At 46.1% G+C, this 24,380-nt stretch carries 18 protein-coding genes; 8 read left to right on the plus strand and 10 right to left on the minus strand.

Going from position 1 to position 24,380, the window contains the following annotated elements:
- Window positions 1-179 precede the first annotated feature (179 nt).
- Window positions 180-3,815 carry a S8 family serine peptidase gene (locus AC59JT_RS01775; protein WP_497395527.1) on the plus strand — a complete coding sequence of 1,212 codons (3,636 nt, stop codon included), beginning with the start codon at window positions 180-182 and terminating at the stop codon, window positions 3,813-3,815.
- Window positions 3,816-3,870: 55 nt separating this feature from the next.
- Here AC59JT_RS01775 and AC59JT_RS01780 read toward each other — a convergent pair whose 3' ends face one another.
- Complete coding sequence (locus AC59JT_RS01780; protein ID WP_497395529.1) at window positions 3,871-4,422, minus strand: hypothetical protein; 552 nt, start codon at window positions 4,420-4,422, stop codon at window positions 3,871-3,873.
- Between the two features lie 214 nt (window positions 4,423-4,636).
- On the opposite strand from AC59JT_RS01780, the gene ggt reads away from it, so the two are divergent.
- The 4 genes from ggt (at window position 4,637) to AC59JT_RS01800 (ending at window position 8,453) form a co-directional block, all read left to right on the plus strand.
- Window positions 4,637-6,340, plus strand: coding sequence for a gamma-glutamyltransferase (gene ggt / locus AC59JT_RS01785; RefSeq protein WP_497395531.1), 1,704 nt, complete (start codon window positions 4,637-4,639; stop codon window positions 6,338-6,340).
- Between the two features lie 70 nt (window positions 6,341-6,410).
- Window positions 6,411-6,851: a MarR family winged helix-turn-helix transcriptional regulator gene (locus AC59JT_RS01790; protein WP_497399318.1), complete on the plus strand. Its 441-nt coding sequence runs from the start codon at window positions 6,411-6,413 to the stop codon at window positions 6,849-6,851.
- A 109-nt stretch (window positions 6,852-6,960) separates the two neighbouring features.
- The gene (locus AC59JT_RS01795; RefSeq protein ID WP_497395533.1) at window positions 6,961-7,476 is read left to right on the plus strand and encodes an FKBP-type peptidyl-prolyl cis-trans isomerase; all 516 of its coding nucleotides are present in this window, start codon (window positions 6,961-6,963) and stop codon (window positions 7,474-7,476) included.
- A 56-nt stretch (window positions 7,477-7,532) separates the two neighbouring features.
- Window positions 7,533-8,453: an FKBP-type peptidyl-prolyl cis-trans isomerase gene (locus AC59JT_RS01800; RefSeq protein ID WP_497395535.1), complete on the plus strand. Its 921-nt coding sequence runs from the start codon at window positions 7,533-7,535 to the stop codon at window positions 8,451-8,453.
- Window positions 8,454-8,455: 2 nt separating this feature from the next.
- On the opposite strand, the gene AC59JT_RS01805 is transcribed toward AC59JT_RS01800, so the two are convergent.
- The 8 genes from AC59JT_RS01805 to dapF all read right to left on the minus strand — a co-directional run bounded on the left by AC59JT_RS01805 (window position 8,456) and on the right by dapF (window position 18,581).
- Entirely contained in the window at window positions 8,456-9,763 is a 1,308-nt protein-coding gene (locus AC59JT_RS01805; protein WP_497395537.1) for a cryptochrome/photolyase family protein, read from the minus strand.
- A 137-nt stretch (window positions 9,764-9,900) separates the two neighbouring features.
- The gene (locus tag AC59JT_RS01810; RefSeq protein WP_497395539.1) at window positions 9,901-10,806 is read right to left on the minus strand and encodes a TIGR01777 family oxidoreductase; all 906 of its coding nucleotides are present in this window, start codon (window positions 10,804-10,806) and stop codon (window positions 9,901-9,903) included.
- Window positions 10,807-11,586: 780 nt separating this feature from the next.
- The gene (locus tag AC59JT_RS01815) at window positions 11,587-13,038 is read right to left on the minus strand and encodes an SDR family oxidoreductase (RefSeq protein ID WP_497395540.1); all 1,452 of its coding nucleotides are present in this window, start codon (window positions 13,036-13,038) and stop codon (window positions 11,587-11,589) included.
- A 256-nt stretch (window positions 13,039-13,294) separates the two neighbouring features.
- A complete protein-coding gene (locus AC59JT_RS01820; RefSeq protein WP_497395542.1) occupies window positions 13,295-13,738 on the minus strand; it encodes a type II toxin-antitoxin system RatA family toxin in 444 nt (147 codons plus the stop codon).
- Complete coding sequence (locus AC59JT_RS01825) at window positions 13,735-14,238, minus strand: hypothetical protein (protein WP_497395544.1); 504 nt, start codon at window positions 14,236-14,238, stop codon at window positions 13,735-13,737. Before AC59JT_RS01825 ends, AC59JT_RS01820 begins: the two co-directional genes overlap by 4 nt.
- Window positions 14,235-14,573 carry a hypothetical protein gene (locus tag AC59JT_RS01830; RefSeq protein WP_497395546.1) on the minus strand — a complete coding sequence of 113 codons (339 nt, stop codon included), beginning with the start codon at window positions 14,571-14,573 and terminating at the stop codon, window positions 14,235-14,237. Before AC59JT_RS01830 ends, AC59JT_RS01825 begins: the two co-directional genes overlap by 4 nt.
- 144 nt (window positions 14,574-14,717) lie before the next feature.
- Window positions 14,718-17,630, minus strand: coding sequence for a DEAD/DEAH box helicase (locus tag AC59JT_RS01835; RefSeq protein WP_497395547.1), 2,913 nt, complete (start codon window positions 17,628-17,630; stop codon window positions 14,718-14,720).
- 159 nt (window positions 17,631-17,789) lie between these two features.
- Window positions 17,790-18,581 (minus strand): diaminopimelate epimerase, encoded by a 792-nt coding sequence (gene dapF / locus AC59JT_RS01840; protein ID WP_497395549.1) that lies wholly within the window; start codon window positions 18,579-18,581, stop codon window positions 17,790-17,792.
- A 160-nt stretch (window positions 18,582-18,741) separates the two neighbouring features.
- Between dapF and AC59JT_RS01845 the strand changes: the two genes are divergently transcribed.
- Both AC59JT_RS01845 and AC59JT_RS01850 read left to right on the plus strand, forming a co-directional pair.
- A complete protein-coding gene (locus AC59JT_RS01845) occupies window positions 18,742-20,301 on the plus strand; it encodes a trypsin-like peptidase domain-containing protein (RefSeq protein ID WP_497395551.1) in 1,560 nt (519 codons plus the stop codon).
- A gap of 182 nt (window positions 20,302-20,483) precedes the next feature.
- Window positions 20,484-21,668 carry a class I SAM-dependent rRNA methyltransferase gene (locus AC59JT_RS01850; RefSeq protein WP_497395553.1) on the plus strand — a complete coding sequence of 395 codons (1,185 nt, stop codon included), beginning with the start codon at window positions 20,484-20,486 and terminating at the stop codon, window positions 21,666-21,668.
- Between the two features lie 73 nt (window positions 21,669-21,741).
- Here AC59JT_RS01850 and AC59JT_RS01855 read toward each other — a convergent pair whose 3' ends face one another.
- Entirely contained in the window at window positions 21,742-22,461 is a 720-nt protein-coding gene (locus AC59JT_RS01855; protein ID WP_497395554.1) for a hypothetical protein, read from the minus strand.
- Between the two features lie 183 nt (window positions 22,462-22,644).
- Here AC59JT_RS01855 and AC59JT_RS01860 point away from each other — a divergent pair, with 183 nt between their 5' ends.
- Window positions 22,645-24,336, plus strand: a complete 1,692-nt coding sequence (locus AC59JT_RS01860) for a GH39 family glycosyl hydrolase (protein ID WP_497395556.1) — start codon at window positions 22,645-22,647, stop codon at window positions 24,334-24,336.
- Window positions 24,337-24,380: the final 44 nt, after the last annotated feature.

Below are 24,380 nucleotides of genomic sequence, written 5' to 3' on the forward strand. Positions count from 1 at the left end.
AATAAATATTTTAAATCCGGGTTAAATTTCAGAAACTTGTTAACCTATTTACGCGTTAAAAAATCCTGAACTTTTTTGAGAAGATGAACAAATATTACATTGTATTTTTTTCGGTTTTTGTATTCTTATATTCTCATAAGTCTCTGGCTCAGAAACCTTTAGTTTCTGCTCAAAAACGATTGGAACTGAATAGTATAGCAACCGAAGCTGCCGAAAATTTTAAAGCAGGACGAAAAAAAGCACTTGATCAGGCCAAAGCACGCGGCTGGTTGATCAGCAGGCTTACTCCTAATGGTGGTACGATAGTTTTACAGGGGGTAAATAATTTAGGATTTCCCGTCTATTTACAAACGCATAACAACATTGTAGCAGCTGCAACCAGTGGTGTTAACCAGGTGCAACCGGGAGGGGTACTGGGCCTTAATTTGTCGGGGTCAAGCAGCTTTTTAAATAACAGAATAGCCGTGTGGGATGGTGGCTGGGTTTTACGTACGCACCAGGAGTTTACCGGGAAGAGCGTTAGTCTGAAAGATACTTCAACCACTATTGATCACGCAACCCGTGTTGCCGGTACCATTATGGCCAGGGGCGCATATGCACCTGCTAAAGGCATGGCTTTTGGCGCGACTACTTTATCGTCCTATGATTTTGAAAATGATGTAGCCGAAATGACCCGCGCCGCCCCCGATCTGCTTTTATCGAACCACTCGTATGGCGAAGTAGCTGGGTGGAACTATAACTCATCGGCCCAGCGGTGGGAATGGTCGGGCCTGCCGGGTGATAGTGTTGATTACAATTTTGGCTTTTACAGTACCCGCACACGCGATTGGGACAGGATAGCCTATAACGCACCTTATTACCTGATCGTCGAATCGGCAGGTAACGCACGTTCAAGCAATGGGCCCGCGGTTAGCGAAACATATTATGGCTATAGCAGTCGCACCAATCAAACATTTGTTAATAAAGGCGCGCGTCCGGCAGGAATTAGTAATAATGGCGGATACGATATTATCAGCGTAACCGCTAATGCGAAAAATATACTAACGGTAGGTGCAGTAAACCCTTTACCGGGTGGCCCGTCAAGCAGCAGTGCTATTACTGTGTCTGATTTTAGCGGCTGGGGGCCAACAGATGATGGCCGTATCAAACCTGATATTGTTGCCGATGGTGTAAACATGTTATCCAGTTCAGGTACGGGTACAACAGCCTACAATACGCAGTCGGGTACCTCATTCGCGGCGCCAACGGTAACCGGTTCTTTATACTTGCTGCAGGAGTATTATGCGCAGAAAAACTCGGGTAACTTTATGAAGGCAGCCACGCTTAAAGGCCTGGCTTGCCATACCGCTTATGATGCCGGTCGCCCGGGGCCTGATTATATATATGGTTGGGGACTGCTTTACATGCCTACCGCCGTACAAGCCATTACCGATAATGGCAGCAAAAGCCGTATCAATGAAAACACCCTTACGCAGGGCCAAACACAAACTTTCCCGGTAACCGCATCAGGCAGCGGGGCGCTGATAGCCTCTATTTCCTGGACGGATGTTCAGGGCGTTCCAACTGTTGAGGGTACTGTTAACAGCCGCACACCAAAACTGATCAATGACCTTGATATCCGTGTATCCGACGGTACTACAACCTATCGCCCATGGGTTTTAAATCCCGACGCGCCGAGTGCCGCAGCGATAACGGGCGACAATATCAGGGACAATATGGAGCAGATCTACATCGCCAACGCAACTCCGGGCAAAGCCTATACCATAACGATAACTCATAAGGGCACTTTAACGGGTGGAGCGCAGGCTTATTCCTTAATAGTAACCGGTATTGGCGGCGCGCCTTATTGTGCATCGGCCCCGCTTTCAAACGCCGATTCGCGGATCGATAACGTCACTTTTTCAAACATCAATAATACACCGGCCCCGGGATGCAAAACCTTTTCGGACTATACCACCATTACCGGCCTGCTTGAGCGGGGTAAAACCTATCCTTTAAGCCTGACATTAGGTACCTGCGGCGCTAATTTTAACAAAGCAGCCAAAGTGTTTATTGACTGGGATGGCAACGGTATTTTTGAAACCAGCGAACTGGTAGCCACCAGCGGTGTGTTGAATGCGACCGGTATTTACACTACTAATGTCACCATTCCTACAACCGTTACACCCGGTAATTTTAGCCTGATGCGGGTTGTATTGACCGAAACTACCGATCCAACAACAATAACAGCCTGCGGCAGCTATGCTAAAGGCGAAACGCAGGACTACCGCGTACAATTTTTACAAACCAGTACCGATGCGGGTATAAGCGCTATCGTAAATCCATCGGCGACAGGTTCATGCAATGGCACAACGCAGTTAACCGTCAAACTTAAAAACTATGGCGCGGCAGCAATTACCAATGTACCGGTTACCATCACGGTAAAAGCACCTGATAACACCGTTACTACTTTTACCGAAACATACACCGCCAACCTGAAACCATTGGCCGATGATGATTTCACCTTTAGTAATACCTTTAATGCCCAACCAGGTGCTACCTATACGATAACAGCTACAGCAAACCTGCCGGGAGATGTGATCACAACCAATAACCAGGCAACCGCTAACGTTTTAATATTTACGCCAACAACGCCAATTAACCCGGCAGCGTCATTTTGCGTTAGCACCAACCAATATGCGTTAACAGGTACCGGCGATGGAACGTTGTATTGGTACAAGCAGGCTAACGATGCTTTGCCATTTGCATACGGCAGCAGCGTTTTAACAAGCCAGGCACCTACTAACCAAATGTACTACGTGGGCTTAAATGATTTTAGCGGAACAGTTGGCCCGGCCACAAAAAATGTATTTTCGGGCGGTGGTTATAACCAGTTTACGCCCGATGTATTTATTTATGCTGCTGCGCCTTTAACCTTACAAAGCGCCCGCTTGTACATTGGAAATTCGGGTAGTATTACTTTTAACGTTACTAATGCCAGTGGGCAAATCGTATCGTCAACCACTATTAATGCAACAGCCACGCGCAGCAACCCGCAACCGGGGTCGCAACCTGATGACCCTGCAGACCAGGGTAAAGTTTACAACCTTAACCTAACACTACCTGCCGCAGGCAAATACACCATAACCACTGTTTATGATAGTACGGCTACCTTATATCGTAACAACGCAGGTGTTACAGCCTATCCGTTTAAACTGGGCAACATATTTAGCATTACCGGGAACGGCGCCGTAGGTACTGATTCTACCGAGTACAAGAAATTTTACTATTACTTTTACGATCTGAAGGTAAAAAGCACCGGTTGTGCATCAATAAGCCGGGTGGCAGTTACATTAGCTAAGCCAACCATTACACTAAGTAACGCAACTACGCTAAATTCCAGCGCGGCAACAGGTAACCAGTGGTATTTTGGCGATCAGTTGATCGAGGGCGCAAAAGGCCAAACCTATCAGCCACAGCAAAGTGGTAATTATAAAGTCAGGATAACCACAGCAAGTGGTTGTATTGAAGAATCGGATGTTTATAAGTTTGCTTTGAAAGCTGTTAATCCCGGTAAAAATGCCATCGGACTGGTGACGTTTCCATCGCCTGCTAATAAATATTTAAACGTGGTATTCACCGCAAAATCAGCCGATCAATCAATAATATCATTAATAAACAGCGCGGGTAAAACAGTTTATAGCAGTGTGCGAACGGTGCCTGTCGGTGATTTTAGCATCAGCATAAATACAACCTACCTGGCGCCAGGCACTTATGTGTTAAAGGTGCTGTTGGGCAAAGATGTGTATAGCAATAAGGTGCTTATTGTCCGATAGCCGATAAAAACAAAAAAGTCCCCTTTTGCAATGCAGAAGGGGACTTTTTTATGGGTTATTGAAATGTGTATTTTATGCCTAGCCCCGGCGCTATGTCAAAAAATGGTCCGCGTGCCAGTTCAACCCTGGGGTTAAGGTCAAGGCTTACCGCAATTGGCGATTTTGGGATGATCCATTCCAGGCCAATAACACCATCTAAACCTAATAGTAGTTGTGTTTTGTTATAGATCTCGTTGTCGCCATTAAAACGTTGGTAAGCGCCCGCGCCAATTGAGCCTACGTGCGCGCCTGCACCGTAGTAAAATTTAAGTGCCGGTACATTAAATGCTGTTTGATGTAATTCATACAAACCGGTTAACACCAATCCGTTTTTACGGAAACCGATGATACCTTCTATCGCGATATCCTTGGCAACAAAAAATTTGCCTGATATGCCGTTTTCATAACCGCCAAATTTAAGCCCGGCAGCTATTTGATAATCGGTTATATCATGGTCTAGTAACTGGGGTAGCGGTGGTGGCGGCGGCGGTGTGTTTTGTGCTTTTGTTTGTGAGCTGATAAATACGGTAGCTGTGATAATAGATAAAATGTAGATGGCTTTTTTCATGTGCATATAACGCTGTGTTTACGGTTTTATGGTACTTAGACGGCGGAAAATTAAAAAGTTTAGCTAAAGCCGCAATTATACAACATTACTTTTTGATAGAAAATAACACGTTTGCTGTATTTTTTCGACATAAATAACACAATACCAACCGGCTATGTGTAAATGCGGATTATTTTTTAATAAATTAGTAACGGTGCACCACACACAGCGAGATATGATGAAATTTATTACCCTAAAACAAGGCCGCATTGCTATTTGCTGCAGCCTGGCGATTTTGCTTTCTGCAAATACACTCATCGCCCAACAAACAACCGAAACTTATAAAAACGGCATGGTAGTTTGTGCCTATCCCGATGCTTCAAAAGTAGGAGTTGATATTTTAAAAAAGGGCGGTAACGCGGTTGACGCTGCTGTTGCTGTACAATTTGCCCTGGCAGTAACCTATCCCGAAGCGGGTAATATTGGCGGCGGTGGCTTTATGGTTTTTCGCTCAGCCAAAGGCGAAGCAAATACGCTTGATTACAGGGAAAAAGCTCCGGCAACAGCAACTACCAATATGTATTTAGATGCTGCCGGGAATGTGGTGCCGGGTTTAAGCCTGCAAACACATAAGGCATCGGGCGTACCGGGGTCTGTTGACGGTATGGTAGAAGCACATAAAAAATACGGTAAACTAAAATGGGCCGACCTGGTGCAGCCAGCCATCGATCTGGCACAAAATGGTTTTAAAATAAGCAAACGCCTGGCATCTTCATTAACCCGCAATAAAACAACATTCACCGAACGAAACCCTGGTAAAACTTATTTTATTAAGGATACAGATTGGCAGGAAGGCGACTTACTGGTGCAGAAAGACCTGGCATCAACATTAATTGCTATACGCGATAAAGGCAGGGCAGGTTTTTATGATGGCACTGTAGCCAATCAGTTAGTGGCCGAAATGAAAACAGGAGGTGGCTTGATATCTAAGGCCGACCTGGCCAATTATCATTCGGTATGGCGTAAACCAATTATTGGCGCCTATAAAGGATATAAGATCATCACTATGCCACCTCCATCAAGCGGTGGCATAGCGTTACTGCAACTCCTAAATTCGATAGAGAAATATCCGCTGAGCAGCTGGGGGCATAATGCCGATTCGACCGTGCAATTAATGGTGGAAGCCGAGCGTAGGGTTTATGCGGATAGGTCAAAATACCTGGGCGATCCGGATTTTTACAAAGTGCCGGTGGATAGCTTGCTTCGCCCTGCTTACATAAACAGCCGTATGCAAAGTTTTAACTGGAATGCCGCCACCCCGAGCGCATCCATCAAAGCCGGAACTTTTGCCGGTTATGAAAGTGATCAAACCACACATTTTTCAATTGTAGATAAAGATGGTAATGCGGTATCCATCACCACAACATTAAATGGCTCGTTCGGCTCGCATATCGTTGTTGGCGGCGCCGGATTTTTGTTGAACAATGAGATGGACGACTTTAGCTCGAAACCCGGCACGCCTAATATGTATGGTTTAGTTGGGGGCAAAGCAAATAGCATACAACCTGGTAAGCGGATGCTTTCATCCATGACGCCTACTATTATTGAAAAAGATGGTAAGCTGTTCATGGTAGTTGGTACGCCGGGTGGTTCAACCATTATTACTTCGGTATTTCAAACCATATTAAATGTTATCGAATTTAAAATGGATATGCAGCAGGCAGTGGCCGCTAAGCGCTTTCATCACCAATGGCTGCCCGACAAAGTATCCAGCGAACCGGGCGCGATAACAATGCCTGCACGAAGCAAATTGGCACAGCGCGGATATGATATTACCGAAGGTGGCGGCATAGGTAGGGTTGACGCGATTTTGATAACCGCAAAAGGCTACCAGGGCGGTGCCGACCCACGCGGCGACGATAGCAAAATGGGATATTAGGGAAGATTTTATGAAAAATTACTTACCATTGTGTAAATAAAAATCCTTTGAATTACACATGGCGGGCCATATAAAGCACCAGGAAACTATTGATTATTTTTTAAAAATAGTTTGGCAAACTGTGGCTAACCGCTACAATTTGCTGGTTTCTGATTTTGGCATCACGCAGTCGATAGGTTATTTGCTGATCAATATTGATGAGCAGGAGGGTACTACGGTATCGCAGGCTGCCGCGTTGCTCGGGCTAAAATCAACCAGCCTGTCGCGCATGCTAAACCAGTTGGAACAAACCGGCCTTATTTACCGCGAATCAAACAAAGGCGACAAGCGATCGGTTAAAATTTACCTTACTCCGCTGGGTAAAGAGAAAAGGCAGCAAGCCCGTGCCGTGGTCAAGCAATTCAACAATTACCTTAACGCCCACATCAGCGAAGCGGATAAGCAATATTTAACCGATATGCTTAAAAAGATCAATCAGCTTACGCTGAACTATAAGCCTGAAAATCAATAGCTTTTTATTGCCGATACCTGTAATTGCAAAAACGGCCTGCACTATTAAATGTTAAAAAGTGTTAACCTGCTGTTTTTGAATTATAAAAGAATAAATTTGCCTTTTGGAAATGAACAGGGCGATTACCTTTATATTACTTATAGTTACCTGCTTAACGGCATGTAAAAAAACGGATTTGGGCCCGGCGGCAGAAAAAGCGCAGGCAGCCGTTGACGATAAGATAATTGCTGACTATTTAGCGGCTAACCCCGGCTTAAATGCAAAAAAAGCTGATACCACCGGCGTTTATTACATAGTTGAAGAGCCTGGCAGCGGGAATGCGCTATTTGCCAATTCGACCGAGGTTACCGTAGGTTATACAGGTAAGCTGTTAAGCACCGGCCAGGTTTTTACGCAAACTGACGATTTTCATCCGTCATTTAAACTGTCGGAGGTGTTTCGGGGATGGCGGGTTGGTATACCTAAAATTAAAAAAGGTGGCATAGTACGATTGTTGTTGCCATCTCGTTATGTGTACGGCCCTTATCCACAACCTTCGTTGGGTGTAACATTTGGGCTAAAGGACGGATTACCCGCTCATGCGATAACCGATTTTACTATACAGTTGTACGATATAAAAAATTAATATAGCCGTGCACGGCGCTCCTTACAGACGTACGGAGCACAAATAAATAATAACAAATGAAACAAACCATTTTTACGCTTTTATTAATAACAACCATAGGCTTAGCATCATGTCGCAAAAGCGGTGAAGATCCGGATATCAGGGTATATGACGAGGAGCAGATAACAACGTGGATTAAGAATAATAATATTACCGGTGCTACCAGAGATACATCGGGCATGTACTACAAAATTATAAAACCGGGAACCGGTGCCCGCTTGCAGTATACTGATAGCGTGTCGTTTGTTTATACCGTTAAAAGTTTTGATGGCCGCTATACTTCGGCTGATACTATCAAAAATCACTATTCAGGTTTTGTTGGGCATATTACTACAACCTTCCCTAAAGCTATTCAAACCGCTGTTTACGAGTTTTTGAAAAATCGCGGAGGTAGTATGAGGCTTTTGGTTCCGTCGCGCCTGGCGTTTGGTACTAATGGTGCCGGTTCTGGTAGTAGTGAGGTTGATAATAACAAAATTTATGGTAACCAATCATTAGAGTACTATATCAATACTATAAATGATAAGCCAACAGATAACCAACGCACTTACGATGATATGGTTATTAAAAACTGGCTCACGGCTAATAACCTGACTGCAGCGTATACCCGTACAGCATCGGGGCTTTATTACCGGGTGCTTACCCCTGGTACAGGTACACTGCCTATAACCATTAATAGTACAATTACGGCTAACTACTCAAACTTTATGCTGAATGGCACTTTGTTTAACGAGTATAACTATGACGGTGGTGCGTCTATTGATTTTCCGGATGTTATTAAAGGACTACAAGAGGGCCTTGCAAACTATTGCACCGCGGGCTCTAACATGAGTTTCATTATACCTTCATACCTGGCATACGGCAAAGTAACCGGAACGTCGATCCCAGCCAATACTATTATCAGGTTCGAGATCAAGGTTATAGAGGTATCGCAATAATATTATTTGCTTAACGCGGCTTTGAATGCCTTGAGGCATCTGTCCCGCGCGAAGGCATGCTCAACAATGGGTTTTGGATATTTGCTGAAGTCGGCATACTCCGGAACCCATTTTTTTATGTACGTAAGTTTAGGGTCAAACTTTTTGGTTTGCGCATCCGGGCTGAATATCCTGAAATACGGCGCAGCATCTGTACCCGAACCGGCCGACCATTGCCAGCCGCCCACATTACTTGCCATTTCGTAATCCAGCAGTTTGGCGGCAAAATAGCGTTCGCCCCAGCGCCAGTCTATAAGTAAATGTTTGGCCAGGAAGCTGGCCGTTAACATGCGGATTCGGTTATGCATAAATCCGGTTTTGTTCAGTTCGCGCATGCCGGCATCGACCAGGGGGTACCCGGTTTTGCCCTGGCACCAGGCTTCAAACTGTTTTTCGTCATTTATCCATCGGATGCGGTCATACTCCGGGCGGAAGGCATGATCCATCGTTTTTGGGAAATGATGTAATATCATCATGTAAAACTCGCGCCATATCAGCTCGTTTAGCCAGGTTCTCTCTTTGGCATTATACGCATCGGTGGCTAGCTGGCGGATGCTTACCGTGCCGAACCTTAGATGAAGCCCGATATGCGAGGTCCCTTTGACGGCCGGAAAATCCCGGGTTTGGGCATAGTCGTCAATTATGGTTTTATAGGTTTTGGGCGGGATGGCCTGCTTACTGCGCTCGAAGCCCAGATCCTTCAGCGTTGGTAAATGCTGATGGCGAACATCTGCCAGATTTTTAAGATACTTTTGAGTGGGATAGGCCTTCAGGTAAAAGTCATTCAGCTTTTGGCGCCATTTGCGGCTGTATGGGGTGAAAACGGTGTACGGCTTGCCGTCGTCCTTGGTCACCTCGTCCATTTCGAATATAACCTGGTCCTTATAGGTTTTGAATGGTATGTCATGCTTGGCCAATAACTTACCTACCGCCTCGTCACGCTGTTTGGCATAGGGCTCGTAATCGTGATTGGTGTACACTTCGGCTATGTTATGGTCCTTAATAATTTTAGGCCAGGCATGTTCGGCTTTATCGTGGATGATGAGGAGACTGCTGTTATGCTTGTGCAGCTCATCGCGCAGCTCAACAATGGTGTCGTAAATAAACGTTACGCGGGTGTCATACTTATTGTCCAGATCGTCTAGAATCTCTTTGTCAAAAATGAACAAACAGAGCACTGGCTTGCCGCTTTTCAGGGCGCGGTACAGGCCGGCATTGTCATGCAAACGCAGATCGCGGCGAAACCAGAATATCGTTAATTTATCGTCCATATTTTGAGGCGCAGTGTAGCGCCGTATGCGTAGCACGCTACACTGCTACACCTGGTGTAGCGTGCTACAGCGTTATTTGTCAAATGCTTAACATTTTTGGTGGCGCGGTTTTGTCAGCAGTGCCGCGCTACGGTTGTCTACTCATAAATTTGCTTCAGCGCCCAGGTAATAGTGGGGTACTGAAACCTGAATCCGGCCTCTTCAATTTTTTGTGATGAAGCCTTGGTGCTGCCCAGTACAATAGTACTCATTTCGCCAAAAAATAATTTAATTAAAAATGCCGGCACATTGGGCAACCAAAGCGGACGATGTAGCTGCTTGGCTACAGCTTGCGTTAGCTGTTTGTTGGTTACCGGGTTAGGGGCCACCATATTAAACACACCCGTCATATCGTTTTGTTCAATAGCCATCAGGTACATATCGAGCGCGTCCTGTTCGTGGATCCAGGGCATCCACTGTTTGCCGCTACCCAGGGGCGAACCTACGCCAAATTTTATCGGCCCCGCTAATTGTGGCAAAGCGCCGCCTGCATTGGTTAATACTACGCCTGTACGAAATTTCACTATCCGCAGGCCAAATTGTTCGCCTTCGTCGACAGCTTCTTCCCATAATATACAGCATTCGCCCATAAAATCGGCAGCAGGGGCATCGGTTTCTGACATTAGCTCATCACCTCTGTCACTATAATAACCTACGCCCGAAGCCGAGATAACCGATGTTACCTGGTGCTTGCGTTTATTCATTAGCTTATAAATAAGCTCAATTGACTTCGTTCGGCTATTGATCAACTCTTTCTTCCGCGCATCGCTCCAGCGCTTATCGGCAATGCCGGCGCCAGCCAGGTGTACAATCGTATCTACGCCATCCAGACACTTCTCGTCGATCTGCCCTTTGTGAATGTCCCATAAGTAAGTGCTGATCTGCGGGTTGTTGCCGGGCTTGCGGCTAAGGTGACTAACCTGGTAACCTTTTTGTAATAATGCTTCGGTTAGTTGGCTGCCAATAACGCCGGTGCCGCCGGTTAGTAATATGTGTTTGCTCATATGTAATTTGCTATGAAGGTAACAAGAAAATGGGAGAGGTGTTTTGAGTAGTGCTACAGGTTGTGGAAACAGGTTTGCTGCGTAGTTGTTTGTCGCTTACAGACCTTTCGCTTGTTCAGGCCCTTCACGCACGTGGCTTGCCCCGCTCAATTGCCGCGGCGGCTGTTACTTTTGTCATAGCCACAAAAGTAACCAAAAAGGCCTAGTCGGCTCCTAGGCTTTTTTGCGCGCAAGGCCTCTGCGCTGCAAATCGGCCAGAAGCGCGGGCTGCATTATTGGCTGCCGCTTCGCACGCTCTTGGCCATCGCACACGCCAACAACGCTATGCCCTTCCCACCACACAAGGCCGGCTTCTTCTGCCCGCTTTCGCCCGAAGCTTGGGGCCGACGGTTCCGTTGCTTCCCCGAATTTCGGATAATAATGAGAGTCAAAAAAAGATCTAGCAAGTGTCCCAAATATTGGTTCTGTCCCGAAGCCGTTGGCCGAGGTAGCTTCGGGCGAAGCAGGCAGAAGATGGTGGGCCGTGCGGCTGGAAGGGCATAGCGTTTTTTGCCCATGAGCTATGGGCAAGAGCGCAAGCGGGCAAATAATGCAGCCCGTGCTTCTGCCTGCTGTGCGATGTGGCCTTAGAGCGCAGAAGCCTTTCGGCCAACTAGGCCTTTTTGTTACTTTTGCGGCTATGGCAAAAGTAATGCGCCTCCGCGGCGAAGAGCGGGGCAAGGTACGTGCGTGAAGGGCCTAATTGTGCGATAAGTAAACGGGCGACTAATCAGCGCAGGCTTATTTCACCGGCAATACCTTATAATTCACAATTTGATTAGCCATCCCCTTAAATATAAAAAAATGAAATGGCCACATCAGGTACCAGTACACGCGGCCCCACAAACCACTGGGCCTGAAAGTAGCTACCTGGCTCAGGTTTTTCTTGCCGTCTTCTTCGGTTATTTTAAACTCCAGCCAGGCTTCGCCGGGGAGTTTCATTTCGGCATATAACAACAGGCGCGCGCTTACTTTATCTACCAATAGCACCCGCCAAAAATCAAGCACATCGCCGGCAGATAGGGTATTGCCGCTGGTACGACCGCGGCGCAAACCAACACCGCCTACCATTCGGTCAAAAAAGCCGCGCAGGCCCCAAATCCAATCCCAGTAATACCAGCCTCTGGCACCGCCAATCGACATAAAATTATCTACCACCTCTTTGCTGTCGCGATCAAAAGGTGTGTTCACCGTGTACTCCACAGTGCCATGTTGCGGTACTTTTATCTGGTCCATAAAATCCGAGGTGAGGTAGCCGTTATTCAAAGCATCGCGCCAGCTGGAAACAATGGAGTTTTGCTCTATCTTTTTAAAGGCCAACTGTAAAGCTTCGCGATAGGGGACACATTTGCGGGGTACTACATCATCAATGGCATGGTCCTTCATTATGGTTTCGTTCTTCATACTATCCACCAGGCTTTGAGCCAGGTCGTAACTTACGGAAGTAACAAAATATAGCCAGTAGGATGATAGTTTGGGCGACAGGAACGGTATAGTTATCATGTACCGTTTAAGCTTGCGCACCTTGGCATAGGTAAGCATCATTTGTTTAAACGACAATACATCCGGTCCACCGATATCAAAAGTTTTGCCCAGCGCCTTTTTGTTGTTTTTAACGCCGTTGAGGTAGCCCAATACATCGCGTATGGCAATAGGCTGGCATTTGGTGTTTACCCATTTGGGCACGGTCATGATGGGGAGTTTCTCGGTGAGGTCGCGAATGATCTCGAACGATGAACTGCCCGAGCCGATGATGATAGCGGCACGTAGCACAGTGAGTTCGGCTTTTGCTTCGCGAAGCACATCTTCTACATGGCGGCGCGAGGTGAGGTGTTCTGAAAGGTCGGAATCGTTGGTTATTCCGCTTAAAAATATCAGCTGTTTGCACCTGGTTTTGTCAAGCTGCTTCACAAAGTTTTGTGCCGACAGTGCTTCCAGTTTCGCGAAATCCTTATCCTGCGACATGGAATGCACCAGGTAATAGGCCACATCAATATCATCGGGGAAAGCTTCAATTTGTTTTTCTTTCAGCAGGTCGCCTTTTATCAGGCTCACCTTATCGGCATAATCGCTCTGCGCATCAAAACGGCGTTTATCGCGCACAAGGCATACTACATGGTCGTTATCCTCCAATAACACCGGGATGAGCCGTGTGCCTATGTAGCCGTTTGCGCCTGCCAATAAAACTTTCATGTAAGGGTAACACGTGTAGACTTACGAAGTTTTTAAAACTTGGTAAGTGTGTTGGGTGGTGAGGCTTGGCGGCGATTACTCACCCGCTCTACGCTTCGCTGAAGCACCCTCTCTTCGCCTTTGGCGGAAAGAGGGTTGGGGTTGGTGGTGAACTAGACTTACGAAGTTTTTAAAACCCTCTTTACGCGCAGCGAAGAGGGGGTCGACGAGCGTAGTCCCGATAGCTATCGGGATCGGGGTGAGTTATCGCCAGGCGTTACTTTTCCAAATGATACTTCAAATCCCGCAATCGCTGGCGCACATTTTTTTGAAGGATGTTTTTGATAAAGTATGCGAATAGACTGAACGGAAATTTAAGCGCGAAAGAATATAGAAAGATAACTTTGGTGCGTTGAGCGCTTATTGGCTTAAAGGTCCATGATGCCAGGAAGGTGCTAAACATGTACGGGCCTTTGGTCATTTGTATGGCTGTGACTTTTGGCCTATTAAAGGTGATGTATTCGGTTTCCATACCGAGGCCGTTTTTAGCAACACAAAAGGCTTTAATGCCTTTGTCGGCCGTAATAGCTCCGCTTAACAGGTCTGCTTTTATCAGGAAAGTGTCCCATGTTAATCTTGTTGTATAGTCTTGGGTATAGTCAAAAACCACCTCATTGGGGCGTTCTATCAGTATCGACTCTGTAAACTTTATCGCACTCACTCCGAATTTTTCTTGACAGATGTAAGCAGATATTTTTGAAATAGTTTGAGTATAAAGCGGGCCGGGAGGTTAAACAGATAGTAAAACCGACGGTCAATACTATAATTAGTTTCTAACTGTAATATGGTAGTTTGTCCGGCTTTATCGAGCAGATACGTGCCTGTCGGGATTTGAAACACGCCTTCGGATATATCGAAAATATAAAGCACCGTAAACCCTTTTTCGGGGTTAAACGCAAACGAATATTGTTTGAATGGCTGCCAGGTTAATATGGTTTGCAAAAATCGCTTACCGGTATTAAAATATGCTGTGCGACTACCGCCGATACCTTCAAAATTAACTTCGGCCCTTAATGGTTTGGGGATGTCTAATAGCCGAAAGATCAGCGGATCGCTAAACTGCTCAATTTTAACGTTGGTAATATTGTCCCATACGATTTCGGGAGTGGCATTAATTACAATTTTTGAAGAAATCGACTTTTGAATATGGGCTTGTTTCATTTTTTCAAGTCGTTACGCCTTTTCAAAATAGGATAGGCAATAAGTACCGCCATTATAGGCACAAAAGCTACTGCTAGAAATACCATGTCCTGATTTTCTCTGAATGGAAGTGGGGCAATGATGGCATGTATCAAAATAGTAGAAAATATATAAACCAGACTAAGGGGTAGTTTGCAATCAAAACCCGGCTTGATAATTAAAAGTACTATAAAGAATATTACGAACGATGTTATCGTGATGGCTGGGATAATTAGTACTTCCTCATTATGCGCAAACGCGCTAAATGGTAAAGTAAGTAAGCTAACTAACAGCGCTTGTTTTAGGTTTTTAGGCATAGATAAAAGTAGCAATTTATTGCGGGACTTGTTGGCGTTACTACTCTGTCATTTCGAGCGATAGCGAGAAATCTTATAGAGTCGATGAGTAGCGCGGCGTAAAAGATTTCTCCTCGTTCCTCGTCGAAATGACAACAGTAATGTTTATCCCAATATCTCCTTAATATCATCCGCCGAAAGCGACTTGATAAAACTTTCCTCAGTAGTGATTAACGAGCGCGCTACGCTTAGCTTGCGCTGTTGCAGGGCCAGGATCTTTTCTTCTACGGTGTCTTTGGTGATGAATTTGTAGATGAACACGTTTTTGGTTTGGCCGATGCGGTGCGTGCGGTCAATGGCCTGTTGCTCGATGGCCGGGTTCCACCATGGGTCGAGGATAAACACGTAGTCGGCTTCGGTGAGGTTGAGGCCCACGCCGCCGGCTTTGATGGAAATGAGGAACACGCGGGTTTTCTCATCTTCCTGGAATTTCTTTACCACGTCGCCACGGTTTTGGGTGCTGCCGTCGAGGTATACGTGCGGTATGTGTTGCTGCTCCAAATAATCGCGGTAAATACTGAGTTGCTTCACAAACTGCGAAAAGATCAACACCTTGTGCCCCCCATCTAATACTGTGCTCAGGGTATGCGTAACGTTCTCAAACTTGCCCGAATCGCCCTCGTAATCGGCATCTATCATGCTGGGGTGATTGGCTATCTGGCGCAGCTTGGTAAGGCCGGTAAGCACCTGGATCTGGGTTTTGGCAAAGGTGCCGTCCTCCAGACTTTTAAGCAGCTCGTTACGGTATTCTGATTTTACTTTTTCGTAAACGGACGCCTGTTCTTCGCTCATCTGGCAATAAAACAAGTTCTCGGTTTTTGGCGGAAGTTCGGTTGCTACCTGCTCCTTGGTGCGGCGCAGTACAAAGGGTTTTATTAATGCCTGTAGCTTACGGGCCTTGTCCTCGTCCTTCTTCTTTTCAATAGGCGTTACAAACTCATTTTGAAAATACTGCTGACTACCCAACAAACCCGGGTTAATGAACGACATCTGCGTCCACAAATCGTTCACCGAATTTTCAACCGGTGTACCGCTCAATATTAGTTTATAGCGCGATTTGAGTTGTTTAACCGAGTGGTATGATTTTGACGACGGGTTTTTAATATTCTGGCTCTCGTCCAAAATCACGTAATCAAAAAAGTAATCGCTCAGCATATCAATATCAATGCGGGTGATGCCGTAAGTGGTGATCACCACATCATAATTGGCAAACACCTCGGCCGTGCGATAGCGGAAAGTGCCAGTATGCACCATCAGTTTCAGCTTAGGCGCAAACTTTTTAGCCTCGTTCAGCCAGTTATAGATCAGCGAGGTAGGCATGATAACCAGCGAGGTGGCTTTTACGTCGCCATTGTTATTTTCGGCAGCCGCCTCTACATCTTCTTTATGTTTTTGCAGTAGCGACAGGGTTTGTATGGTTTTACCCAAACCCATGTCATCCGCCAGGCAACCGCCAAAATTATACTGCTGCAAAAAGTGGAACCAGTTATAACCTGCCTGCTGGTAAGGCCGCAAATGACCTGCGAAATGCTGCGGGGCAGGCACATCTTCCAGTTGCTCAAAGTCGGTTAGCTTTTGCAGCTTGCGACTCATGGTAACCTCGGCCATTTCGCCATCGGCCAGGCTGTTTACCAGGCCAATGTGGTGGCGGCGCAGTTTCAGTTCATCGCCGCCCTCGCTAAAATGCAGCAGGTTGCCGTATTGCGAAAACCAGCTTTCGGGAATCACGGCTATCTCGCCGCTTGGCAGGGTAAACTCTTTTTTATGGTTGAGGATATGATTTTTAAGCTGGATAAACGGTATGCGGTAAGGCCCGAAATACACGAAGGCGTTGATATCAAACCAGTCGTTATTTTCCTGTACCTCCAGGTCAATTTTGGTATTACCGAATACATAGCGTTTTTGGCCCTCGGGTTGTTCAATCTCGAAGCCTTCGGCGCTTAGCTGGGTGTGATGTGTGTTGAGCCACTCAAATATCGAGAAGGATTGATCGGCATCCTCGGCACCACCGGCCACTTCCAGGTTTTGAAACAAGGAAGAAGTGGTTTTTAAACCGAGCGATTCCAGTATTGCCAGTTTATTCTTCTCCCAGGTAACCGAACGTTTAATGCGATGGAAAGTATAGTTATCGCCATCTTTCTCCATCCGTACCGAAACGTGCCTGCCATCCCCGTAAGGGAAAATATAGCCCGCGTATTTAAAAAACAGTTGCAGTTGCGATGTACCGCCTTCTATGTAAATAGGTTTCAGCATGGGTATGGCCTCATGCTTTTCGGTATCAATGGTAAAACCTTCGGCGTATACGTTATGCTTCTCGATAAGCGGGGCGACGAATTTTTCGAAATACGGTTTCTCCGATGCGCGCGGAATAGCGATGTAGCGTTTGTTTAAAAACGGCAAGAGTTTTTTGCCCTCTATCTCTTTATCGAAGAAGTAAAGGGTATCATCCATCAGCATCCAGGCGGGGTGGTTGCAAATGATCTCGGCGTTTTTAAACATGAACTCGATACGCATGCCCTGGTATTTGATGGTAGGGAAGTAGCGGATCTCCTCCTCATTACGGCGGAAATGGAATAGCACCGAAGCCGCTTCATCAGCTATTTGTAGTTTCCGCTCCGCGGGATAGCCTTCCTTGCTCATTAAATAAATTTGCTTGGTGGCCAGTAAATTCAGGGCATCGGCCATGCGCTTCTCTATTTTAGGGCGAATGGCCTCGAACAGTTTCTCGTCAAATATTTTTAAAAAGAACTCCGATGGGCGGATAGGCTTTTTGTAGTAACGCTTGATGATATTACCCTGTTCCATCTCCTCCAATAGCTTAATGAGCTTGGTATCCACCTCATCAATACAGTTAGAAAACTCGGTAGCGGTGTTTGAGAAAAGGCGCTGGTGCGTTAGCGAGAATTCGCCATTAGGGTTTAACTGAACTACGTGCGGTTCAATAACATAGCCTAAGTACTCGTGCCGGGCAATGGCATAAATAATCTGGCAGGGTTTGGAACTGTCGACACGTAACATAGCTTCAGGTAAAAAATTTATAGAAGCTACTAAAAGAAAAAATTCAAACGTACTTAGTTTTTCGGGGAATAAGAAGCGTTTTGGGTTAAATAATTATTAACATGATGGTCATTGGGATACTAGTCATTTGTCATTAGAGTCGTATTTAATGACTAATGACTATATTTCAACGTCCCCTTCAAAAACCTGCTTAGCCGGTCCTTCTAACCAAATGTTTTTAAACACCTGGCCATCAAAATTAAAGCGGATGTTCAGATCGCCGCCCATTACTTTGATGGGTATCTGCAGGTCGCCGGTTTGGTTGTGGTGTTTGGCCATGGCCAGGGCTACAGCGGTGGCGCCGGTGCCGCAGGCGTAGGTTTCGTCTTCCACACCGCGTTCGAAGGTGCGTACAAAGTAGCCGCCTTTATCGTTGGGTTCAACAAAGTTTATGTTAATGCCCTTTTCGGCGTAGGTGGCGTTATTGCGGATGGCGTAGCCGTCCTGGTATACTTTTTTACTTTTGAGGTCCTCATTAACCAGCGTTACATAATGCGGCGAACCGGTGTTCATTACATAGGCCTCGCCATCGCGGGTTACGGTGTCAACATTTATCATTTCCAGGCTCACCCAGTCACCCGTTTCTGAAATTTTGGCATGATGCGGACCGTCAACAGCCAGAAATTTTGTCTGTTCTTTGATCACCCCTAAAAACTTCGCGAAAGCCACAATACAGCGCCCGCCATTGCCGCACATGCTGCTTGGCGCGCCATCGGCATTGTAGTAAACCATTTCAAAATCATAGCCTTCCAGGTTCTGCAAAAACATAATGCCATCGCCACCTATACCGAAACGGCGGTCGCACAAGCTTGAAATTAGCTGTGGATTGCGGTGATCAATAGCTGCGGTACGGTTATCAACCATTATAAAATCGTTGCCGGCACCCTGGTATTTATAAAAATGTATATTCACGATGGTAAAGTTACGATAGGCGGCGGGTAAACAAGGTATTTAAAATGTCAGATTAAATTTTAACATTTTTTAACATAACTTACTATAACTTATTGTTGCTAAAGCCGTCTATATGGTATTAAATTTGAACAAGCGAAATTAATAAAAGAGAGAGGAAAATATGAAAAGATTAGGTTTAACATTATTAACCGCATTTGTAGGCGGTGCAATGGCGTTAGGAGCTTACAAATTAATTGAAAAGAAGTATGCTGACAACATGAGTTTTGAAGAAAAGCAGCAAGTATATGCTGCCAACTACAAAACGGGCTCAGTGCTGTCATCTGCAGGCGAGGTTGATTTTACACAGGCTGCCGCGGCGGTAACCCCGGCAGTAGTTTACATTCGTACTACTTATACCAATAAAGCCAGCAACCGCCAGCAGGATATGATGGAGCAAATGTTTGGCGATATGTTTGGCCAGCGTGGACAGAGCGAGCCGCGTGCACAGCAGGCTTCAGGTTCGGGTGTGATCATTTCAAACGATGGCTATATTGTAACCAATAACCACGTGGTTGCCAAAGCTGATAAAATTGACATTACCACTAACGATCATAAACACTACGCTGCCAAAGTTATCGGTACCGATCCAAACACAGATCTGGCCCTTATAAAAATTGAAGGCAAAAACTTACCGGTAGTAAAATTCGGTAACTCTGACGATGCTCGCGTGGGCGAGTGGGTGCTGGCTGTAGGTAACCCTTTTAACTTAACATCAACCGTTACGGCGGGTATTGTAAGCGCTAAGGGCCGAGGTATAGGCATCATCGGTTCTGAAGATCAGGATGAAGATTCAAATCCGTTTGGTGGCGGTGGCCGTTTCCGCAGGCAGCAGCAACAATCAGATCAGCCGCGCTATAACAAAGGCATCGAGTCGTTTATTCAAACTGATGCGGCTATTAATCCGGGTAACAGCGGCGGTGCATTAGTAAACACCAAAGGCGAGTTGATCGGTATTAACGCCGCTATCGCTTCGCATACCGGATCATACGAAGGTTATGGCTTTGCCATCCCTATCAACCTGGCTAAAAAGGTATTGAATGATATCCAGAAGTTTGGCGCGGTTAAACGTGGCTTTATCGGTGTATCGTTTGTTGACCTGAGCACACCGGGCCAGCCTGAGCGTGTAAACAGCGACAAAACCAACGGTTTATATGTTAACGAATTGGTTGCCGGTGGCGGCGCCGAAGCAGCGGGCCTGAAAAAAGGTGATATCATTACCAAAGTAGAAGGCAACACAGTTTACGAATCGTCAGACCTGCAAGAGCGTGTTGCCCGTTTACAACCTGGCGATAAGATCAAGGTAACCGTTGACCGTGATGGCAGCGAGAAAAACTTCAGCATTACGCTTAAGCCTGAATCTGCCGCTACACGTACAGCCGCGGTATCAAGGTCATCTGCCGAGATCTATAATAAATTAGGTGCCAGCTTCCTGCCGGTTAATGCTTCGCAAAAAGCTAAATACCATATAACAAGTGGCGTGGTAGTTACCCAGGTGCGCGATGGTGGTTTGTTTTACGAACTGGATATCCCGGTAGGTGCTATCATCACCGAGATAAACAAGCAGCCAATTACCAGCGATGCTGACATTGATAAAGCGCTGACAAAAAATAACGGTATCATTACCATCACCGGTCGCAATACCGATGGCAGTAACTTTACCAACCGCTTTAGCTTAAACTAATAGCGATAAAATATGGAATGGAAAGCCCGGCGTAAGCCGGGCTTTTTTTATACCCCATTACCCATCCCCGTTACCCCGTCTAAATCTCCCCAAAGGGGAAGACTTTTTAAATATCAAATAGACAGTCAAAGCCCTCCCCCTCGGGGAGGGTTGGGAGGGGTAATTTTCTTACCTTTGCACCCATGATCGATGTTGTACTAAAGAAGGATAAAGAAAAAGCCGTTAACCAGCGCCATCCCTGGGTGTTTTCGGGAGCTATTGACAGGGTTAAGGGTAAGCCTGCCAATGGCGATATAGTGCGCCTGGTAAACACCAAAGGCGATTTTATGGCCTATGGTTTTTACAATGATCAGTCGCGGGTGGCTTTGCGGTTGCTGGAGTGGGATGAACAAGTAGCGGTTGACGAAGCTTGGTTTCGTGCTAAGGTGCGCATGGCTGTTGCCAGCCGCAGCAATGTGTTGAATGATGATACCAATACCTGCCGTTTAATATTCAGCGAAGCTGATTACCTGCCGGGATTGATCGTTGATAAATATGCCGATCACCTGGCTGTACAAGTACTAACATCGGGCATGGAAAACCAGATGCCGGTGATCATAGATGAGTTGAACCAGTTGCTTAAACCGCTAAGCGTTTTTGATAAAAGCGATGCCTCATCGCGCCAGCACGAAGGGATGGAAACCAGTAATGAACTGCTTTGGGGTACCCCGCCGCCCGATTTTGTGGAAGTGAAAGAGAATGGCGTTATCTACAACATCAACATCGCCGAAGGCCAAAAATCAGGCTTTTATTGTGATCAGCGCGATAATCGCCGTATACTGGCATCATATGCCAAAGGCAAAAAAGTGTTGGATTGCTTTAGCTATACCGGTGGCTTTACCTTAAATAGCCTGCAAAGCGGCGCGTCATCAGTTACCAGTGTGGATAGCTCGGCCCTCGCCATCGAAACGCTGAAGCAAAACATCGACCTGAATAAATTAGATGCCGGTAAACATTCCGCCATACAATCAGACGTTAACAAGCAATTACGTGCTTTCCGCGAAGCGGGAGACACCTTTGATATCATCGTGCTCGATCCACCTAAATATGCGCCCTCACGCTCGGCTTTAACTCGTGCGGCCAGAGCTTACAAAGATTTGAATAGAGTAGGCATGCTGTTGTTGAACAGCGGCGGCCTGCTGGCCACTTTTTCCTGCTCAGGCGCTATGGACCTGGAATCATTCAAGCAAGTGATAGCCTGGGCCGCGCTGGATGCCGGTAAACAGGTGCAGTTCATTTACCAGTTTTGCCAGCCCGAAGATCATCCCGTAAGGTCATCATTCCCCGAAGGAGAATACTTGAAGGGGCTTTTGTGCAGGGTGTTTTAGGAAGGAAGAGTCAAGAACCAGGAATCAAGATAAATGAAAGAGCCGGGAGATGTCTTCCGGCTCTTTCTGTTTACTACATTTCTGTGTAGGTGTATGTATATTTTACGGCGCCTGATGTTGCGCTAACAGGATAACCATCGCTGTCGTATACGTATGTAAACGCCGAACCCGGCGGCCTGGTTAGTACGTTATTGGGGCAGATACCCGAAAATGTAGAATTTATCATATACTTAGGAAAGCCATTATTAGGGCTCACTTTATCGTCATAGGTCCACTCGGTGGTGAAACCGCTAAACTCGTCTGTAACCCGCTTAATAACATTGCCACGGCTATCGTAAGTGTACGTATCGGTATAGATATCATGTTTAATTTGCGAAATTTTACCGTTGGTATAATAGTAGCTGTAGTTTACATCGCTGTTTAAAACATTGTTTCGGTAAGTTCTTTTACGGGCAGTGGCTATGGTTTTATCGTTGGCATACAAAAACTCGGTAACATCTCTGAATCCTGCGCCCGGCTGATATATTTCAATTTCAAAGAGCTGGTCGCCATTATAGGCGTAAGTGGTTTCGCTTTCACTCGGGCCGCCGGTTGTTTTTTGGCCAGTTATTCTTTTCTTGCTATCGTAGGTATACGTATTGGTTACGCTGCTTACACCCTCCTGTACAGTGGTGGTTTTGATAAGATATTTTAGTTTTTTATCAGACGCGTCGTCGCCGTTGCCGCTTTTTTTGCATGATGCAAGCGACATAGCGATTACTGCCGTAAGCAGGAAAAACAGTTTCATATTCATAGGTGCTGTTATTTAGGTTTTAAATTGGTGATACAAGATAGTAATTTTAGTAATCAAAAAAAATTGATGGTCAATACGTTATATAATTCAATTTCGCTTCTGTATCATTCAAGCTACAACCTTAAAATAGTTTGCATTGTAAAAAAGCTTATTTAAGTTTGGCTAACCATCTCTTTATAAGTCATGTTAAAAATAAAACATTTCGCCTTTTTATTTGCGGCGATAGTAGGCCTGTACGCACATTGCGAGGCCCAGACAACACCTGCCAAGATCACCGTCAACCTTGCAAAGCAAAAAGCACCCATGAAACCCGTATGGGCCTGGTTTGGTTATGACGAGCCAAACTACACTTATATGAAGGATGGCAAAAAGTTGCTTACCGAAATCTCAAAACTAAGCCCGGTGCCTGTTTATGTACGTACACACAGTCTGCTGGTTACCGGCGATGGCGTAGCGGCCCTGAAATGGGGATCGACCAACGCATATACCGAAGATGCCAATGGCAAACCCATTTACAACTGGGCTATTATTGATAGCATATTTGATACCTATGTTAAACGGGGGATGAAACCGCTGGCGCAGATTGGCTTTATGCCGCAGGCGCTATCCACACACCCCGAACCGTACCGCCACTACTGGAAACCCGGCGACCGCTACCAGGATATTGTTACCGGCTGGGCCTATCCGCCAAAAGATTATGATAAATGGCGCGAACTGGTTTACCAATGGGTGAAACATTCGGTTGAGCGTTATGGCAAACAGGAGGTGGAAAGCTGGTACTGGGAAGTATGGAACGAACCCAACGGCGATTATTGGAAAGGAACCTACGAAGAGTTTTTAAAGCTATATGATTATACGGCAGATGGTGTTAAACGCGCTTTGCCTACCGCTAAAATAGGTGGCATAAACGTGGCAGGCACATCAAGCAAAAAAGCCACGCAGTGGACAAACGATTTTATTAAACATTGCATATCGGGGACTAATTATGCAACCGGTAAAGTGGGCGCGCCAATGGAAGCGATATTGTTTCACGCCAAAGGCTCGCCAAGGGTGGTTAACGGTATTGTGCGCATGAATATGTCGCCGCAATTGCGGGATATATCGGCCGGGTTTGAAATTGCTGCTTCGTACCCGGAGACAAAGAAATTACCCCTTATTGTTGGCGAATCTGACCCGGAAGGCTGCGCGGCCTGCGGCATGAAAACCGATCCGCAGAATGCCTACCGTAATGGCACCATGTATTCAAGCTATACCGCCGCATCATTCGCGCGGGAGTATGAGTTGGAGGATAAGTTTGGGATCAATTTTAAGGGCGCGGTTTCATGGTCGTTCGAGTTTGAAAACCAACCCTGGTTTTATGGTTTCCGCGATCTGGCGACAAATGGTGTTGATAAGCCGGTGTTGAACGTGTTCAGGATGTTTGGTAAAATGGGTGGCCAGCGCGTAGAAGCTGTCAGCAACCGTATGTATCCGCTAAAAGCCGTAATGGATTCAAGCATCCGCGGCGCGCAAACAGATATAGGCGTTTTGGCGTCAAAAGATAAAAAGTCGGCAGCGGTAATGGTGTGGAACTATCATGACGAAGATAAGCAGGGCGAAGCCGAAAACGTAGCTATTGCTGTTAGCGGCATACCGGCAAAAAAAGTAACCTTAACTCATTACCGAATAGATAATGAGCACAGCAACTCGTACGAAGTATGGAAAAAAATGGGATCGCCACAAAACCCTACGGCGGCGCAAATCGCCACTTTAGAAAAGGCTGGTCAGTTAGCTACAGTAGGTAAAGCACAGCAATTGGCGGTTAATACCGGCAAATTGCAACTTAATATTAAGCTGCCGCGACAAGGGGTATCATTGCTTAAGATGGATTGGTAAACGAAGCTTCGCCTCAATGTCATTTCGACCAACGGGAGAAATCT

It is taken from the genome of Mucilaginibacter sp. A3364, assembly GCF_059690715.1.

Bases quoted from the DNA above. Each gene is read 5' to 3' on its own strand.
- AC59JT_RS01850 (WP_497395553.1), top strand. From the start codon at position 20,484: ATGATCGATGTTGTACTAAAGAAGGATAAAGAAAAAGCCGTTAACCAG.
- AC59JT_RS01800 (WP_497395535.1), top strand. From the start codon at position 7,533: ATGAAACAAACCATTTTTACGCTTTTATTAATAACAACCATAGGCTTA.
- AC59JT_RS01815 (WP_497395540.1), bottom strand. From the start codon at position 13,038: ATGAAAGTTTTATTGGCAGGCGCAAACGGCTACATAGGCACACGGCTC.
- AC59JT_RS01795 (WP_497395533.1), top strand. From the start codon at position 6,961: ATGAACAGGGCGATTACCTTTATATTACTTATAGTTACCTGCTTAACG.
- AC59JT_RS01830 (WP_497395546.1), bottom strand. From the start codon at position 14,573: ATGCCTAAAAACCTAAAACAAGCGCTGTTAGTTAGCTTACTTACTTTA.
- AC59JT_RS01855 (WP_497395554.1), bottom strand. From the start codon at position 22,461: ATGAATATGAAACTGTTTTTCCTGCTTACGGCAGTAATCGCTATGTCG.
- ggt (WP_497395531.1), top strand. From the start codon at position 4,637: ATGATGAAATTTATTACCCTAAAACAAGGCCGCATTGCTATTTGCTGC.
- AC59JT_RS01825 (WP_497395544.1), bottom strand. From the start codon at position 14,238: ATGAAACAAGCCCATATTCAAAAGTCGATTTCTTCAAAAATTGTAATT.
- AC59JT_RS01780 (WP_497395529.1), bottom strand. From the start codon at position 4,422: ATGAAAAAAGCCATCTACATTTTATCTATTATCACAGCTACCGTATTT.
- AC59JT_RS01835 (WP_497395547.1), bottom strand. From the start codon at position 17,630: ATGTTACGTGTCGACAGTTCCAAACCCTGCCAGATTATTTATGCCATT.
- AC59JT_RS01845 (WP_497395551.1), top strand. From the start codon at position 18,742: ATGAAAAGATTAGGTTTAACATTATTAACCGCATTTGTAGGCGGTGCA.
- AC59JT_RS01805 (WP_497395537.1), bottom strand. From the start codon at position 9,763: ATGGACGATAAATTAACGATATTCTGGTTTCGCCGCGATCTGCGTTTG.
- AC59JT_RS01810 (WP_497395539.1), bottom strand. From the start codon at position 10,806: ATGAGCAAACACATATTACTAACCGGCGGCACCGGCGTTATTGGCAGC.
- AC59JT_RS01860 (WP_497395556.1), top strand. From the start codon at position 22,645: ATGTTAAAAATAAAACATTTCGCCTTTTTATTTGCGGCGATAGTAGGC.